Here is a 14,337-nt window from a genome sequence, read left to right as displayed (position 1 = left end):
CGCCGCGCCCACCGCATCGGGGCTTTTCAAGCTGCGGATCCGTGATTAGCTTGGGGTTCTCGCAACGAACGAAAGGAGGTGATCCAGTGTCTCATTGCCTAAATCAGCCGCTTACCTCGGCTAACCGGACCTGGAACGTCGCCTCCGGCGCGCACGCCTAGCGCGTTAGAGGACCCCTCATCGGGTTCGGCCGAACGGATAAGTGGTTCGGCAATGGAAGGGCCGCCCTCATGGGGCGGCCCTTCGTCGTTTGGGTGTTGGCGGTTGGAGCGTTCAACGCTTCTGGAAGAGAGGCTGCGCCAGCGCCTCCGCACGGGCCATCCAGAGATCGCGGTCCGAGCAGGCCTCGGCGAGTTCAGCGGCCTCTCTCTCGGAGCGCATGCGCGCTTCGTCGAGTTCCTCGATCAAAAGGGCCTGCAATTCGCTGAGACGGTCGCGCTCGGCGCGCAACTCATGAAGTTCGGCCATCTCCTTCTCCACATGGGAGCGCAGGCGGCGTAGTTCCTGGGCGAGAACCCCTTGGAGCTGGTCGTACCGGTCGCCCTCGACCTGGAGCTTGGCCTTGAGCATCAGATTCTCGGCCATGAGTTCCGAGAGGTCGTCCTCTGCCGGTTCGGCTTGAGCGGGCGGCGGGACGACCCGGGGAGACCAGGACTGAGCCTGCGGCTCGGGCTTCTCGACCGCGGCCGGCCTCTCGAACAGCGCGACCTTGTCAGCCGCCGGCCTGTGCGGCTCGGCATGCTGCGACGCGACCGCCGCCTGTTCCTGTGCGGTGGTGGCGGCCTTCATGGCCGCCAGCCAATCCCGCAGGGGTCCGGGTGCCGGACGCCCATTTACTTCCTGTGCCTGGTTGTGACGGGCTGGTTCCGACATCGCTCGCGTCCTCATGTGTGAGGAGCATTGGATCAAACCATGCTTAACGAACCGTAAAAGTTAAGGAAAATTAGCTGTCCCGAAACGCGGAAAATCCGAGGCTTTCACATTGAGGCGGACGTCCTCGGGTTGCCTTTGCACGGCGTGGATCGCCCGGGATGGAACCTGCGTCATCGGGCCTCCGGCGACTGGCCCTGACCGGGCGCAATCCGCCAGTGCCGCCAAGCCACTCCCCTCTCCGGCGGGAGCCGGTGCTATAGGGTGGCCGACATTCTCCGAAGGACGGACACGGCGCATGCATATCGAAGCCCCCAGCCTCGCGGGCCAACCCGGCATCAGGCACGCCTTCTTCACCCGTCTTGGCGGCGTCTCGGACGGATTCTATGCCAGCCTCAATGGCGGCCTCGGCTCCCATGACGAGCCGTCCCTCGTCGTCGAGAACCGCCGCCGCATGGCCGAGCATCTCGGGGTCCCGGCGAGCCACCTCGTCAGCCTGTATCAGGTCCATTCGGCCGAGGTCGCCGTGATCGAAGGCCCGATGGCCCTCGCCGAACGTCCCCGCGCCGACGCCATGGTGACGCGGGTGCCGAACTTGGCCCTCGGCATCGCCACGGCCGATTGCGGCCCGATCCTCTTCGCCGATCCGGTCGGTCGTGTCGTCGGCGCCGCCCATGCGGGATGGAAAGGGGCGCTGACCGGCGTGATCGCCGCCACCGTCGACGCCATGGTGCGCCTCGGATCGGAGCGGAGCGACATCGTCGCCGTGCTCGGCCCGACGATCTCTCAATCCGCCTATGAAGTCGGGGACGATTTCCGCAGCCGCTTTTCCGCGGAGGTTCCGGGTTCCGATGTCCACTTCTCTGAAGGCGCGCGCGAGGGGCATGCCCAGTTCGATCTGCCGGGCTTCATCGCCCGTCGCCTGGGTGAGGCCGGTATCGAGAAGGCATCGGTCCTGGGCCTCTGCACCTACGCGGACGCGGAGCGCTTCTATAGCTATCGCCGTACGACCCATCGGGGCGAGGCGGATTACGGCCGTCTGATCTCCGCGATCAGCCTCGCTGCATAGCGGCCACCGTCATACGTTCCCTCGGTGCGACATCTTGTCATGATCTCGAGGCGAAAAAAGCGTGGCCGTAGTTGAACCTTGGCCGTTCATCTGAGTTTTCGGAGTGCACGACCTCCAGCGAGGTGGTCGCCGCCACAAAGGGGCCGTGTTCAACACACGCGGCGTGGTTGCGATGCAACAGCTTCCTGAGGGATGCTGAGATATAGACGGGGAACTGCGCTGGACCGCTCCGAAAAAAGCGGCCGCGCTAACGAGTAGAGGACCAGTCCATGAAATCCTTCCTTCGCGGCACCACCGCCCTTGCCGGCATCGTCATCGCCGGCTCCGCTTTCGCTGCCGATCTGCCGCGCCGCGCCGCTCCGCCGGTCTTCGTTCCCGTGCCGGTCTTCACCTGGACGGGCGCCTACTTCGGTATCAACGCCGGTTACGGCTTCGACGCTGGCAGCAACAGCGACCGTTACAACCTGCCGGCCGGCTCCGTGCTGAACGGCGGCCCGGTCAACCGGGTGTTCAACGCGAACAGCAGCAACGACCTCGAAGGCTTCGTCGGCGGTGGTCAGGTCGGCTACAACTACCAGTTCACCCCGGGTTCGGGCGTTGTCGTCGGTATCGAAGCTGACGCCCAGTACACCGATTTCGGCAACAAGACCCGCACCGTGAACGGCACGTTCAGCCCGGTCGTCGGCGGCCTCAACGGCACCACCGCCGTTCGCCTCCCCGGCAACGAGATGAACTTCTTCGGCACCGTCCGCGGCCGCATCGGTTACGCCTTCGACCGCACCCTCGTGTACGGCACCGGCGGCTTCGCTTACGGCGACGGCGGCACCGGCTCCGACGATTTCCGCACCGGCTACACCGCTGGTGGTGGTATCGAGTACGCTCTCCCCACGGACTCCTTCTTTAACTTCTTCAAGTCGTCCGCTGTGACGCTGAAGGTCGAAGGCCTGTACGTGAACCTCGAGCAGGACGGCCGCGGCAACCGCTCCGTCTACAACCCCACCACGAACGTGCTTTCGCTCAGCCCTTCGGCTCGCGAAGCCGAGTTCGCCGTGGTCCGCGCCGGCCTGAACTACAAGTTCGGCTCGTACTAGGCCTTACAGAACCAACGCTCCGCCTCAGGGCGGAGCACGAGGTCTCTCAGAAGGAGCCCGGCCGAAAGGCCGGGCTCTTTTTGTTGCGTGGCGAAGATGCGTAGCCTCCGGCTCCGTCACCTTTCCGAAATTTCATGCTCCGAACCGGAGCTCCCGTGCATCCGCAACGGCGAAGTTCGCGTTGACCCCCTGACAAAGCCAGTGGCGCCACCCCATCTCGGAGGCGCCGGGGCGGCATGGCCCGCAGGCTTCTCTCAGGAGGACGACCCCATGAATAGCGAAGAACGCGAGGTCATCGGCGGCATTTTCCAGCGTCTGGAGCAGGCCGCGAGCCAGCCCCGCGACGCCGATGCCGAGCGCTTCATCGCGGACAAGCTCCGCGCTCAGCCCTACGCGCCCTATGCGATGGCGCAGCTGATCTATGTCCAGGAAGAAGCGATCAAGAGCTTGAACGAGCAGCTCGAGCAGGCGCGTCAGGCGGCACAGCAGCCGCAGGGCGGCGGCGGCGGCTTCCTGTCGAGCATCTTCGGCGGCGGGTCTCGCCAGCCGGAGCCCCAGCGCCCGTCCGGTCAACCGTGGGGCGGCCAGGGCGGACCTCATCAGGGATATGGGCAGCAGCCGGGCTATGGGCAGCAGCCCGGTTACGGCCAGCAGCCGGGTTATGGCGGACCGCAGCAGGGTGGCCCATGGGCCGGCCAGCAGGCGGCACCCGCTCGCGGCGGCGGCTTCATGGCGACGGCCCTTCCGATGGCGGCCGGTGCGGCCGGTGGCATGCTGCTCGGCAGCGCCTTGTCCAACGCCTTCGCGGGCGGTCATTCGGCTCTCGGCAGCGCGGCGGCGGCAGGACTTCCCTCTGCGGGCGCGACGGCCGGTAACGAAGATCTCGGTTCGGCCCTCGGCGGCGGCAACGACTTCCAGGACGCGTCGTTCGACAGCGATCCGGGCGGGGATTTCGGCGGCGACCTGGGTGGCGGCGGTGACGACGACTGGGTGTGAGCGAAAGCCACATCTATCACCGCGCGTGATGGCCCCATGACAAGAAAGGCCCGGTGCGTGGAGACGCGCCGGGCCTTTCTCATGAGCGGCCCGGAGGCCGTTAGAGGACTTCGACCCGTGTTCCCACGGGGGTCCGTTCATACAGGTCGATGACATCCTCGTTCATCATCCGGATGCAGCCCGACGAGACGGATTGCCCGATCGTGTGCGGCTCGTTGGTGCCGTGGATGCGATAGAGGGACGAGCCGAGATAGAGCGCCCGCGCACCCAGAGGGTTGGCGGGGCCGCCGGCCATGTGGCGCGGCAGGTCGGGGCGACGCTGGAGCATCTCCGCCGGGGGCGTCCAATCCGGCCATTCGCGCTTCTGGCTGATCGTCTTCATTCCCGACCAGGCAAAACCCGGCCGACCGACGCCGATACCGTATCGGATGGCCTGACCGCCTGGCTGGACGAGATAGAGAAACTTCGTCTGGGTATCGATGACGATGGAGCCGGGCTTCTGCCGGCCATCGAACGAGACGACCTGTCGGGCAAAGCGCGCGTCGGGCGCGCGCTCGATTCCCGCGATTTGTCTTTCGGGATCGGCTTGAGCCGGCAGAGCTTGTGACGGCAAGGCAGCGAGCCGCGTGCGAACGGGGGTCTGGTATAGATCGGGATCGGGAATGCGATCGCCCGAATGGAGCACGCGCGGCATCGGCTCGCCACCGTAACCCTGGGCCGCCGGATGTCGTGGAAGCACGCCGTCATCCGCGAGGCCGGGACGCCGGGCGCGCGGCGGCGTTCCATGACCCGTCACCAGGAATTCGATGAAGCCCCCGCCGTATTGGCCGGAGGGAACCTGGGCTTGTGCGGCCCCTCCCGCCACCGTGGCGGACAGGCAGGCCATAGCGACGCACAATTCGAGACGCTTCAACACGCGCGATACTCCGGACCAACACGAACCTCGCGCTCAAGCTGGCCGGACGGGACGAGAATCGGGTGAAAAAACGTGGTGAATCGTTCAGGTCACCGCCGCTCTACTGCTGGCTTCAAAGAACAGCATGAATTGTTTGTAAAAGTGCATCGGCCGTTCTCTGTGTTGAAGAAATGGCAACGACTTTGTCGCATGGTGGCTCGAAGGCTTCTCGTATCGGGATTCGCGTCGTTCACCAGGATGACGGCCCCCGGTCCATGCTGCCCTGTCGCTGACCCAGTTACTCCTGCCGGCTGATCATCCCCGATGAACATGAAGCGCTACCGCATCGAAGACAGCCTCGGTTTGGCAAGCGTGCGACCCGTCGTGGAGGTCACGCACGCCAAGGAGCGTTCCGGCTCCGACGACGTGAAGCTCGATGAGATCCTCTCGGCGATCCAGGAGCTTCGCCGTGTCACGCAGACGAGCACGGTCGAGACCATCGAAGCCTGCCGGAAGGAGCTCAACGAGGCCTTCGCGATGCGCTCCGAACTCGACGTGATGAAAGATGCGATCACCCGAACGAAGAAGGAGATCGCGACGCTCTACCACTCGGAGAATACCGGGAAGGGAATGAAGCGGGTCGCGGGAGAACTCGACGCGGTGGTGGAATCCACCGAGCTGGCCACGAGCACGATCCTCGGCGCCCTGGAAGAGATCGAGACGAATGCCAGTGCGCTGCGGGCCATGCGGCAGGCCGCCGGCGGCGAAAACATCGACATGATCCTCGAGCGGGTGATCGTCGCCTACGAAGCCTGCAACTTCCAGGACCTGACCGGCCAGCGCATCAACAAGATCGTGGGTGTGCTCAAGTTCATCGAGGAACATCTCGACCGCATGATCGAGGCCTGGGGCGGCCTCAATTCGTTTAGCGAGATCCTCGGCGTCGTGCCCCAGGGCCCCAGCATCGACGACGAGAGCTCCCTCCTCAACGGACCCAAGCTCGACAGCGATCCGGGCCATGTGGACCAGGGCGATATCGACGCGCTGTTCGATTAAGACGCGCATGCGCCGACCTTCCCGGGTCGGCGAGACCGGGAGCCCCTTCCCTCTCGAATCCCCGGCGCTTAAGTCTCGGGCATGAGCCGCCAGCCCGCGAAAGACCTGTCTTCCCAGCGAGACCTGCCGCCGGATTCGTTCGACGAGCGCGAGGACGCGGACGAGACCCCGGAACGTATCGACGACGGACCGGAGATCGATTTCGATTTCGAGGAAGGCGCTGTCAAAGCCGGCACGGAGATCATCCGCCGGTTCTGGACGACGCTGCCGTCGGGACCGGGCGTCTACCGCATGTTCGACGAGAAGGGTGATGTCCTCTACGTCGGCAAGGCAAAGAACCTGAAGGCCCGAGTCGGCTCCTATGCGAGGGGCCAAGCCCATTCCAATCGCATCGCCCGGATGATCTCACAGACGGCGGCGATGGAGTTCGTCACCACGGCCACCGAGACCGAGGCGCTGCTGCTCGAGGCCAACCTCATCAAGCAGTTGAAGCCGCGCTTCAACGTGCTGATGCGGGACGACAAATCGTTTCCCTACATCCTGGTCACGGCCGATTCCGAGGCGCCGCAGATCGTCAAGCACCGCGGCGCACGGCGGCGCAAGGGCAGCTATTACGGCCCGTTCGCCACCGTCTGGGCTGTGAACCGCACGGTCAACGCGCTCCAGCGCGCCTTCCTGCTGCGCACCTGCACCGACAGCTATTACGAGAACCGCACGCGGCCCTGCCTGCTCTACCAGATCAAGCGCTGCTCGGGACCCTGCACCGGGGAGATCGGCCTGCCAGAATATCAGGCGCTCGCCGAGAATGCGAAGAGCTTCCTCGCGGGCAAGTCCAACGCGGTGAAGGACCGTATGCGCGAGGAGATGCAGGACGCCTCCGAGAAGCTCGAATTCGAGCGTGCTGCCCGCTTCCGGGACAGGATCAGCGCGCTCTCGGCGATCCAGGGGACCCAGGGCGTCAACACCCAGGGCATCGAGGAGGCGGATGTGTTCGCCCTCGACGAACAGGCCGGCCAGTTCTGCATCGAGGTGTTCTTCTTCCGGAACTTCCAGAACTGGGGCAACCGCGCCTATTTCCCGAAGGCCGATCGCAGCATGACGCCGGACGAGGTGCTCGCCTCCTTCATCAGCCAGTTCTACGACGACAAGCCGGCTCCCCGGATCGTCCTCGTCTCCCATGCGATCGAGGATGCGGAGCTGATGGCAGCCGCCCTGTCGAGCCGCGCCGAGAACAGGGTGGAAGTCCATCAGCCTCAGCGCGGCGAGCGCAAGGCCCTGGTGGAATATGCCCAGCGCAACGCCAAGGAGGCCCTGGCCCGCAGGCTCGCGGACACCGCCTCGCAGGGCAAGTTGCTCGTGGCGCTCGGGCAATCGTTCGGATTGCCCGCCCCACCCCGCCGCATCGAGGTTTACGACAACTCACACATCATGGGCACGAACGCGGTCGGGGGCATGATCGTCGCCGGCCCGTCGGGTTTTGCGAAGACGCATTACCGCACCTTCAACATCAAGTCGGAGGAGCTGACGCCGGGCGACGATTTCGGGATGATGAAGGAGGTGCTCCAGCGCCGCTTCAAGCGTCTCGTGAAGGAAAACCCCCGTACCGCCAACGAGGCGGCGATCTCAGCGAGCGAAGGCGGTGCGGCCGAGCCGGTTCCCGAATCGGACAGCGAGACCATGCCGGCCTGGCCGGATCTCGTCCTGATCGACGGTGGCAAGGGCCAGCTCGAAGCCGCCCGCACGGCGCTGGAGGAACTCGGAGTCACCGATGTCGCCCTCGTGGGCATCGCCAAGGGTCGCGATCGCGATGCCGGACGCGAGACCTTCTTCGTGCCCGGAAAGGCCCCGTTCAAGCTGCCGCCGCGCGATCCGACCCTCTACTTCGTCCAGCGCCTGCGGGACGAGGCCCATCGCTTCGCCATCGGCACGCATAGGGCCAAGCGCAAGCGCGAGATGATCAAGAACCCCCTCGACGAGATCGCCGGCATCGGCCCGACCCGCAAGCGCGCCCTCCTCCACCATTTCGGGACAGTGAAGGCGATCCAGCGCGCCTCCCTGGAGGATCTGGCGACCACGCCCGGCGTCAACGCAGCCACGGCACGTGCGGTGTATGATTTCTTCCATGCCGGAGGCTGAGGCTCAAAAACGCCTGCGTCAGGTGGGTTCGGTGCCGGGGTCGTCGTCTGACCGGCGATACAGAGCCTCGTAATCCTTCCCGCCATAGAAGATGTTGGTGATCCGGACCCTGTCGTCCTCGACCAGATAAGCGATCACGGCGGAACGCTCGAATGGTACCGTGCGAAGGCCGGATACGAGGTCGTCGCGTGGTCGACCGGCACGAGGCGCATCTCCGATCCGATCACATCGGAACTTGATGCGTCGTACGAACGACGCGGCGACCGAGACGCTTCCACTCGCTTCGCGAACTAAGCGAAAAATGTCGCCAGGTCGTCCAACGCATCCGGCCGGAAGAAGACCGGGAGTCTACGCACCCGAGGTCTTGGTGCCCTCGCCGGCGAACAGGCGTGCGAGGTGAAGGTCCGCTTCCATCGCCGTCAGATCCTGCCGGGCGTCACCAAGTGAGCGGCGAACACGAGCCCGTATCTCGGTCAAGCGCTCCGCTTCTTCGAGCCGTTGCCGCTGCCATAGTCGCAGCGCATCACGCATGACCTCGTTGGTCGATGAATACTCACCTGCCTCGATGCTTTCACGTACCGCCTGATGGAGATCGGGCGTCATGGTGATGCTGATCGTGTCTGCGGACGACATGCGTGAGCACTCTATTCCCTCAGCGCATTGGTAGCACAAAATCCGGCTCGGCACATTCGGTTGCGATGGGCCCAGCGCGACGGCCTAGGCGCTATCGAAGCAGCTTGTCCGTTTGCATCATCGTGGTTGACCCCTCCCCCCGCCCATGGTTTCACCGCGTCGATGACTGTCCTTCCTCTCCGACGCCGGTCACCGGCCTGGACGCTGGCGAATTGCCTGACCTACGGGCGGCTCGTCGCCGTCCCCGTCGTCGTGGCGCTGCTGTACTGGCCGGACGAGCATGCGGCACGGTTCGCGGCTCTCGGCGTCTTCATCGCGGCCGCCATCACCGATTATCTCGACGGCTACGTCGCCCGGACCTACGATCAGAGCTCGGCCCTGGGGCGCATGCTCGATCCGATCGCCGACAAGCTGCTCGTCGCCGCCTGTCTGCTGATGCTGGTGGCCGACAAGACGATCCATGACTGGAGCCTGTGGGCGGCCATCGTCATCCTGTGCCGCGAGATCCTCGTCTCGGGCCTGCGCGAATATCTGGCGGAGTTGAAGGTCAGCGTACCGGTCAGCCGCGTCGCCAAATGGAAGACCACCCTTCAACTCGTGGCGATCGGCTTCCTCGTGGCCGGAAAGGCGGGGGAGACGATCCTCCCCCATACCGTCATCGCCGGAGAGGCCCTGCTCTGGATCGCCGCGGCCCTGACGCTCTACACGGGCTACGATTATATGAGAGCCGGCATCCGGCACGTGATGGACGATCCGCGCTGACCCGCCGATGCCACAGCCGGAAGGGCAGACCATGAAGCTCGTCTATTTCGCCTGGGTGCGCGAACGCATCGGCAAGGCCGAAGAGGTTGTGACCCCGCCCGCCGGGACCGAGACGGTCGCCGACCTCGTGGCCTGGTTGAGTGGCAGGGGCGAAGAATACGCCTACGCGTTCGAGAATGCCGGCATCGTGCGGGCGGCCATCGACCGCGTCCATGCCAAGCCGGATGCGCCCATCGCCGGGGCCACCGAGATCGCGTTCTTCCCGCCGATGACGGGCGGCTGAGCCGCCTCGGATCGTCTGCGAGGAGACCCTCACGCGATGACGTCCGTGATCCGTGAATTCCAGGACGCCGATTTCGAGGGCGTCGCGGCCCTATGGCTCGCGGCCGGAATCTCTCGGCCGTGGAACGATGCGGGCAAGGACATCGCCTTCGCCCGCCGCGATCCGCACTCGACCATCCTGGTCGTCGAGCGCGAGGGGGCCGTCGCCGCCACGGTGGGCGAGGACGGTCACCGGGGATGGCTCTATTATGTCGCCGTCGACCCGCGGTATCGCGACATCGGCCTGGGCAGGGCGATCATGGAAGCAGCCGAGCGGTGGCTGTCCGCGCGTGGCGTCTGGAAGGTCCAGCTCCTCGTGCGCGAAGAGAATGAAGCGATCCGCCACTTCTACGAACATCTCGGCTACCGGGACACCCGGACGATCTGTCTGCAGAAAGTCATCGGCGAGACGGCGGGGTGAGTGGCTCCGGCCCAAAACCCCGCCGGGCACTCACTTCTTGCCGAGAGCCGCGCTGAAGGCGGCGATGTTGCTGCGCATCATGGCCACGTAGGTGGCCGCCGGGCCATCGGGACCGGACAGGGCGTCGGAATAGACCTTGCCGCCCACAATGGCTCCGCTCTCCCGCGAAATCTGCTGCATCAGGCGGGGATCGGCCACGTTCTCGAGGAAGACGGCCGGGATCTTGTCGCGCCGGATCTGCCGGATGATGCGGGCCACATCCTTCGGGCTCGCCTCGCTGTCGGTGGAGACGCCCTGCGGCGCGATGAAGTCGAGGCCGTAGGCGGCGGTAAAATAGCCGAACGCATCGTGCGTGGTGATGATCTTGCGATGTTCGGGGGGAATCGCCGCGATGGCCGCGCGGATGTCGGTCTCCAAACCCGCCAGGGTCGTCAGATAGGCCTTCGCGTTGGCTGCGTAGTCGGCAGCGTGTTCGGGATCGATGGTCGAGAGCCCGTCGCTGATGTTGCCGATGTAGATCCGCACATTGGCGATGCTCTGCCAGGCATGGGGATCGTCATGATGCGCGTGCCCCGCATGCCCTCCGCCATGGTCGTCGTCACCCTCGATGGGCTTCACGCCCTTGGTCGCGACGATGACGGGCGCCTTCGTCCCGGAGGCCTTGATCAGCCTGTCGAGCCAGCCTTCCAGGCCGAGGCCGTTGACCACGACGAGATTGGCGGCGGTGAGTTTGCGCGCGTCCCCGGGGGCCGGGTTGTAGCCATGCGCGTCGGCATCGGGGCCGACAAGGGTCGAGACCTCGACGCGGTCGCCGCCCACCTGCTTCACGAGATCGCCGAGGATCGAGAAGGTCGCCACCGCCTTCAGCGGCTCGGCGGCATCCGCATTCCCGCCGAAGGCCGTGAGAGCGAGGGCGATACCGACCCACGCCGTAAGGCCCGTCTTCATGGCGTGACGTCTCGATCGCATACCCGTCGTCCTTCGCATCGGTTCCCGGAAACGGGCAGACCAGATGATCCGTCGCGCCGTGTAATGTAACACTATCACATTGCCAAGCCCGATGGCCTCGCTTGATCTTCCGGTCTCCGACCGGCAAACCCCCGACCGAGAGCCGGGAGCCCCCCCGCGCGACAGACAACGGATGAGCATGGCCCGTCGGCCGCTTCTGAGGGGTGAGACCCTCCCCCTCCTCGGCCGGGTCTGGCGCGAATGGCTGCGGCCGCATCGGGGCACCCTCGCCGTGGTGCTGGTGCTCATCGCCATCATCGGAGCGGCGACGGGTTTGTATCCCGCCCTGATCAAGGGGGCGTTCGATGCGTTCGACCACAAGGACCCGTCGGCCCTCACCTACGGACCGCTCATCGTCATCGCCATCACCTCGATCCGGGGCTTCGCACTGTTCGGGCAGACCGTGCTGACCAATCGGGTCGTCAGCCGTGTCGAGGCCGACATGCAGGCGGCGCTCTACGGCCACCTCATCGATTCCGACCTCGCCCAGCTCGGCCGCGAGAGCCCGGCGGCCTTCACCCAGCGCTTCACCACGGATTTCGCCTTCATCAAGGAGGCGCTGACCCGCATCTCCACTGTGCTACTGCGCGATCTCGCCATGCTGATCGCCCTCGTCGTCGCGTTGCTCTGGATGGACCCGGTGCTCACCCTCGTGGCCGGCGTGGTCGTGCCCTTCGTCGCCGGCCCGATCGGCCGCATCGGCAAGAAGCTCAGGCGGGTCTCTACCACCACGCAGGAGCAGATGGGCCACACCGCCAGCCTCATCACCGAGAGCTTGCAGGGCGCGCGCATCGCCAAGACCTACGCGCTGGAATCCTACCTGAAGGGCCGTGCCTCAGGCGCGTTCGATACCGTCCGCCGCTTGAAGATGAAGGCGGCCAATGCCCGGGGACGCCTCGACCCGTTGATGGAGATAGGCGGGGGCTTCGCCGTGGCGGCGGTGCTGGTCCTGGTGGGCCAGCGCGTCATGTCCGGTGACCGCACGGTGGGCGATTTCACCGGCTACGTGGCGGCCCTGCTCCTGGCCGCGCAGCCCGCCCGCGCTTTGGGCACCCTCAACGCCATCCTTCAGGAAGCCGGGGCGGCGCTCCATCGCTACTTCGCCCTGATGGACGAAGCACCACGCATTCGTGAAAAGCCCGATGCCGTGCCGCTGGTCATCACCGGCGGCGAGATCCGCTTCGAGGAGGTCCGCTTCCGATATCGCGAGGATGCGCCGGCGCTGGAGGGCATCGACCTCACCGTTCCCGCAGGCGCCACCGTCGCCCTGGTCGGCCGTTCCGGCTCCGGCAAGTCGTCTCTGCTGAACCTCGTGCCCCGACTGTACGACGTGACGGGGGGCCGCGTTCTCATCGATGGCGCGGATCTGCGCGACGTGACGATTCCATCCCTGCGCGCGGCCGTGGCAGTGGTCTCCCAGGACGTGGTGCTGTTCGACGATACCATCGCGGCCAATATCGGGTTCGGCCGCCCCGGTGCGACCCGCGCCGAGATCGAGGCCGCTGCGGAGGCCGCCGCAGCGCATGGATTCATCACCCGGCTGACGGAGGGCTACGAGTTCCGCGTCGGCCCCTCCGGCGGGCGGCTGTCCGGTGGCGAACGCCAGCGCATCTCCCTGGCCCGCGCCTTCCTCAAGGACGCGCCGATCCTGCTTCTGGATGAGGCGACGAGCGCCCTCGATTCCGAATCCGAGCGGCTGGTCCAGGGCGCGCTGCTGCGCCTGATGCAGGGGCGGACCACCCTCGTCATCGCGCACCGCCTCTCCACCGTGCGCGATGCCGACATGATCGTGGTGATGGAGGCCGGCCGCATCATCGAGACGGGGACGCATGACGCCCTGATGGCCTCGCAGGGTGGCTATGCCCGTCTGCATCGCATGCAATTGTCCGGAGATGCGGAAGAGCCCGCCGCCCCCTGATCCGCATTCCGTGCGTTGAAGCGTCACGAATCCTCGCGCGTGAAACGGATGCCGGCATGGCAGGACAGGCCTTCGGACGAACGAAGGATGGGAGCCCCGTCACTCGATACAGCCTCGCCCGATCTCGCCTGCGGGTCGACATCCTCGATTATGGCGGCGTGGTCAGCCGGATCGATACGCCCGACCGCGAGGGAGCCTGGACCAATGTCGTCCTCGGTGCGCGTGACGTCGCGGGCTACGAGGCCAGCGACGCGCATTTCGGCGCCATCATCGGACGCTACGCCAACCGCATCGCCCAGGGACGCTTCAGCCTCGACGGACACGAATACCAATTGCCGCTCAATGTCGGTGGCAACACCATGCACGGCGGGACGAATGGGTTCGACCGTCGCGTCTGGCGGGTGATCCGGGCGGACGAGACGACCTTGGTACTCGGCTATCGCTCAATCGACGGCGAAGAGGGCTTCCCCGGCAATCTCGATGTGGAAGTCGCTTACTCCCTCAGCGACGACGAGACCCTGCGGATCGACTACAGGGCCTGGACCGACCGGCCGACCATCCTCAACCTGACCAACCACAGCTATTTCAATCTCTCCGGCGAGGGCTCCGGCGACGTGATGCAACATCGGGTCGCCATCGCGGCGGACCATTACCTCCCCACCGATGCCGACCAGATCCCCACGGGCGAGATCAGACCCGTGGCGGGCACCGCCTTCGATTTCCGCGAGCCCGAAGCCTTGGGCTCACGCATCCGCGACGGGGATTTGCAACTCGCTCTGGCCCACGGCTACGACCACACCTTCGTGCTGCGCGAACCCGGCTCCCTCCGGCATGTGACGTCCGCCGTCGATCCTGCGAGCGGGAGACGGCTCGACGTCGCCACCACCCAGCCGGGCCTGCAACTCTACACCGCCAACATGCTCGACGGCACGGTGATCGGGTCCGGCGGGCGGCTGTACCGATCCGGCGACGCGGTCTGTTTCGAGGCGCAGGGGTTTCCCGACGCGCCGAACCGGGCGGAGTTTCCCTCCACGACGCTCCGCCCCGGCGAGGTCTTCACCGCGACGACGACCTATCGTTTCAGCGCGGACTGACGCACCGCCCGTCATCGCCCGAAGCGGTGGTCGCTTGACTTGGGTTCTTTTATGTCTGTAATTTCTG

At 65.8% G+C, this 14,337-nt stretch carries 15 protein-coding genes; 10 read left to right on the top strand and 5 right to left on the bottom strand.

Annotation, left to right across the window (positions count from 1 at the left end):
* Positions 1–273: 273 nt before the first annotated feature.
* Positions 274–873, bottom strand: a complete 600-nt coding sequence (locus AC0IXR_RS06010) for a hypothetical protein (RefSeq protein WP_244478089.1) — start codon at positions 871–873, stop codon at positions 274–276.
* 295 nt (positions 874–1,168) lie between these two features.
* On the opposite strand from AC0IXR_RS06010, the gene pgeF reads away from it, so the two are divergent.
* The 3 genes from pgeF (at position 1,169) to AC0IXR_RS05995 (ending at position 4,026) form a co-directional block, all read left to right on the top strand.
* Positions 1,169–1,939: a peptidoglycan editing factor PgeF gene (gene pgeF / locus AC0IXR_RS06005; RefSeq protein ID WP_419951549.1), complete on the top strand. Its 771-nt coding sequence runs from the start codon at positions 1,169–1,171 to the stop codon at positions 1,937–1,939.
* Between the two features lie 269 nt (positions 1,940–2,208).
* Positions 2,209–3,030 (top strand): outer membrane protein, encoded by an 822-nt coding sequence (locus AC0IXR_RS06000; RefSeq protein ID WP_056429813.1) that lies wholly within the window; start codon positions 2,209–2,211, stop codon positions 3,028–3,030.
* Positions 3,031–3,300: 270 nt separating this feature from the next.
* Positions 3,301–4,026: a DUF2076 domain-containing protein gene (locus AC0IXR_RS05995; RefSeq protein ID WP_471760059.1), complete on the top strand. Its 726-nt coding sequence runs from the start codon at positions 3,301–3,303 to the stop codon at positions 4,024–4,026.
* Between the two features lie 100 nt (positions 4,027–4,126).
* Here the strand turns inward: AC0IXR_RS05995 and AC0IXR_RS05990 are convergent, their stop codons facing one another.
* A complete protein-coding gene (locus AC0IXR_RS05990; RefSeq protein WP_207413611.1) occupies positions 4,127–4,912 on the bottom strand; it encodes a L,D-transpeptidase in 786 nt (261 codons plus the stop codon).
* 333 nt (positions 4,913–5,245) lie between these two features.
* Between AC0IXR_RS05990 and AC0IXR_RS05985 the strand changes: the two genes are divergently transcribed.
* Together AC0IXR_RS05985 and uvrC are read left to right on the top strand one after the other, a co-directional pair.
* Complete coding sequence (locus AC0IXR_RS05985; RefSeq protein ID WP_471760058.1) at positions 5,246–5,977, top strand: chemotaxis protein; 732 nt, start codon at positions 5,246–5,248, stop codon at positions 5,975–5,977.
* Positions 5,978–6,058: 81 nt separating this feature from the next.
* Complete coding sequence (uvrC, locus tag AC0IXR_RS05980) at positions 6,059–8,113, top strand: excinuclease ABC subunit UvrC (RefSeq protein ID WP_056429803.1); 2,055 nt, start codon at positions 6,059–6,061, stop codon at positions 8,111–8,113.
* An 18-nt stretch (positions 8,114–8,131) separates the two neighbouring features.
* Here the strand turns inward: uvrC and AC0IXR_RS05975 are convergent, their stop codons facing one another.
* Positions 8,132–8,353, bottom strand: coding sequence for a type II toxin-antitoxin system RelE/ParE family toxin (locus AC0IXR_RS05975; RefSeq protein WP_471760254.1), 222 nt, complete (start codon positions 8,351–8,353; stop codon positions 8,132–8,134).
* 108 nt (positions 8,354–8,461) lie between these two features.
* A complete protein-coding gene (locus AC0IXR_RS05970) occupies positions 8,462–8,746 on the bottom strand; it encodes a ribbon-helix-helix domain-containing protein (protein ID WP_471760057.1) in 285 nt (94 codons plus the stop codon).
* Between the two features lie 162 nt (positions 8,747–8,908).
* Here AC0IXR_RS05970 and pgsA point away from each other — a divergent pair, with 162 nt between their 5' ends.
* The 3 genes from pgsA to AC0IXR_RS05955 are packed head-to-tail and all read left to right on the top strand — an operon-like array spanning position 8,909 to position 10,250.
* Positions 8,909–9,508 carry a CDP-diacylglycerol--glycerol-3-phosphate 3-phosphatidyltransferase gene (pgsA, locus tag AC0IXR_RS05965; protein ID WP_419951554.1) on the top strand — a complete coding sequence of 200 codons (600 nt, stop codon included), beginning with the start codon at positions 8,909–8,911 and terminating at the stop codon, positions 9,506–9,508.
* 31 nt (positions 9,509–9,539) lie between these two features.
* The gene (gene moaD, locus AC0IXR_RS05960) at positions 9,540–9,791 is read left to right on the top strand and encodes a molybdopterin converting factor subunit 1 (RefSeq protein WP_056430470.1); all 252 of its coding nucleotides are present in this window, start codon (positions 9,540–9,542) and stop codon (positions 9,789–9,791) included.
* 36 nt (positions 9,792–9,827) lie between these two features.
* Positions 9,828–10,250 (top strand): GNAT family acetyltransferase, encoded by a 423-nt coding sequence (locus AC0IXR_RS05955; RefSeq protein ID WP_471760056.1) that lies wholly within the window; start codon positions 9,828–9,830, stop codon positions 10,248–10,250.
* Positions 10,251–10,280: 30 nt separating this feature from the next.
* Here the strand turns inward: AC0IXR_RS05955 and AC0IXR_RS05950 are convergent, their stop codons facing one another.
* On the bottom strand, positions 10,281–11,198 hold the full coding sequence (locus AC0IXR_RS05950) for a metal ABC transporter solute-binding protein, Zn/Mn family (RefSeq protein ID WP_244478087.1): 918 nt from the start codon (positions 11,196–11,198) through the stop codon (positions 10,281–10,283).
* A gap of 199 nt (positions 11,199–11,397) precedes the next feature.
* Here AC0IXR_RS05950 and AC0IXR_RS05945 point away from each other — a divergent pair, with 199 nt between their 5' ends.
* Positions 11,398–13,176 carry an ABC transporter ATP-binding protein gene (locus tag AC0IXR_RS05945; RefSeq protein WP_471760055.1) on the top strand — a complete coding sequence of 593 codons (1,779 nt, stop codon included), beginning with the start codon at positions 11,398–11,400 and terminating at the stop codon, positions 13,174–13,176.
* Between the two features lie 56 nt (positions 13,177–13,232).
* A complete protein-coding gene (locus AC0IXR_RS05940; RefSeq protein WP_471760054.1) occupies positions 13,233–14,270 on the top strand; it encodes an aldose epimerase family protein in 1,038 nt (345 codons plus the stop codon).
* Positions 14,271–14,337 lie beyond the last annotated feature (67 nt).

The sequence above is a fragment of the Methylobacterium sp. AC832 genome, assembly GCF_979256025.1.
Note: the sequence above shows the minus strand (reverse complement) of the source record. Positions and strands in the feature narration are given on the sequence as shown.

Bases quoted from the DNA above. Each gene is read 5' to 3' on its own strand.
- AC0IXR_RS05990 (WP_207413611.1), bottom strand. From the start codon at position 4,912: ATGGCCTGCCTGTCCGCCACGGTGGCGGGAGGGGCCGCACAAGCCCAG.
- AC0IXR_RS05950 (WP_244478087.1), bottom strand. From the start codon at position 11,198: ATGAAGACGGGCCTTACGGCGTGGGTCGGTATCGCCCTCGCTCTCACG.
- AC0IXR_RS05970 (WP_471760057.1), bottom strand. From the start codon at position 8,746: ATGTCGTCCGCAGACACGATCAGCATCACCATGACGCCCGATCTCCAT.
- pgeF (WP_419951549.1), top strand. From the start codon at position 1,169: ATGCATATCGAAGCCCCCAGCCTCGCGGGCCAACCCGGCATCAGGCAC.
- AC0IXR_RS05985 (WP_471760058.1), top strand. From the start codon at position 5,246: ATGAACATGAAGCGCTACCGCATCGAAGACAGCCTCGGTTTGGCAAGC.
- AC0IXR_RS06000 (WP_056429813.1), top strand. From the start codon at position 2,209: ATGAAATCCTTCCTTCGCGGCACCACCGCCCTTGCCGGCATCGTCATC.
- AC0IXR_RS05940 (WP_471760054.1), top strand. From the start codon at position 13,233: ATGGCAGGACAGGCCTTCGGACGAACGAAGGATGGGAGCCCCGTCACT.
- AC0IXR_RS05995 (WP_471760059.1), top strand. From the start codon at position 3,301: ATGAATAGCGAAGAACGCGAGGTCATCGGCGGCATTTTCCAGCGTCTG.
- AC0IXR_RS05955 (WP_471760056.1), top strand. From the start codon at position 9,828: ATGACGTCCGTGATCCGTGAATTCCAGGACGCCGATTTCGAGGGCGTC.
- moaD (WP_056430470.1), top strand. From the start codon at position 9,540: ATGAAGCTCGTCTATTTCGCCTGGGTGCGCGAACGCATCGGCAAGGCC.
- AC0IXR_RS05945 (WP_471760055.1), top strand. From the start codon at position 11,398: ATGGCCCGTCGGCCGCTTCTGAGGGGTGAGACCCTCCCCCTCCTCGGC.
- pgsA (WP_419951554.1), top strand. From the start codon at position 8,909: ATGACTGTCCTTCCTCTCCGACGCCGGTCACCGGCCTGGACGCTGGCG.
- uvrC (WP_056429803.1), top strand. From the start codon at position 6,059: ATGAGCCGCCAGCCCGCGAAAGACCTGTCTTCCCAGCGAGACCTGCCG.
- AC0IXR_RS06010 (WP_244478089.1), bottom strand. From the start codon at position 873: ATGTCGGAACCAGCCCGTCACAACCAGGCACAGGAAGTAAATGGGCGT.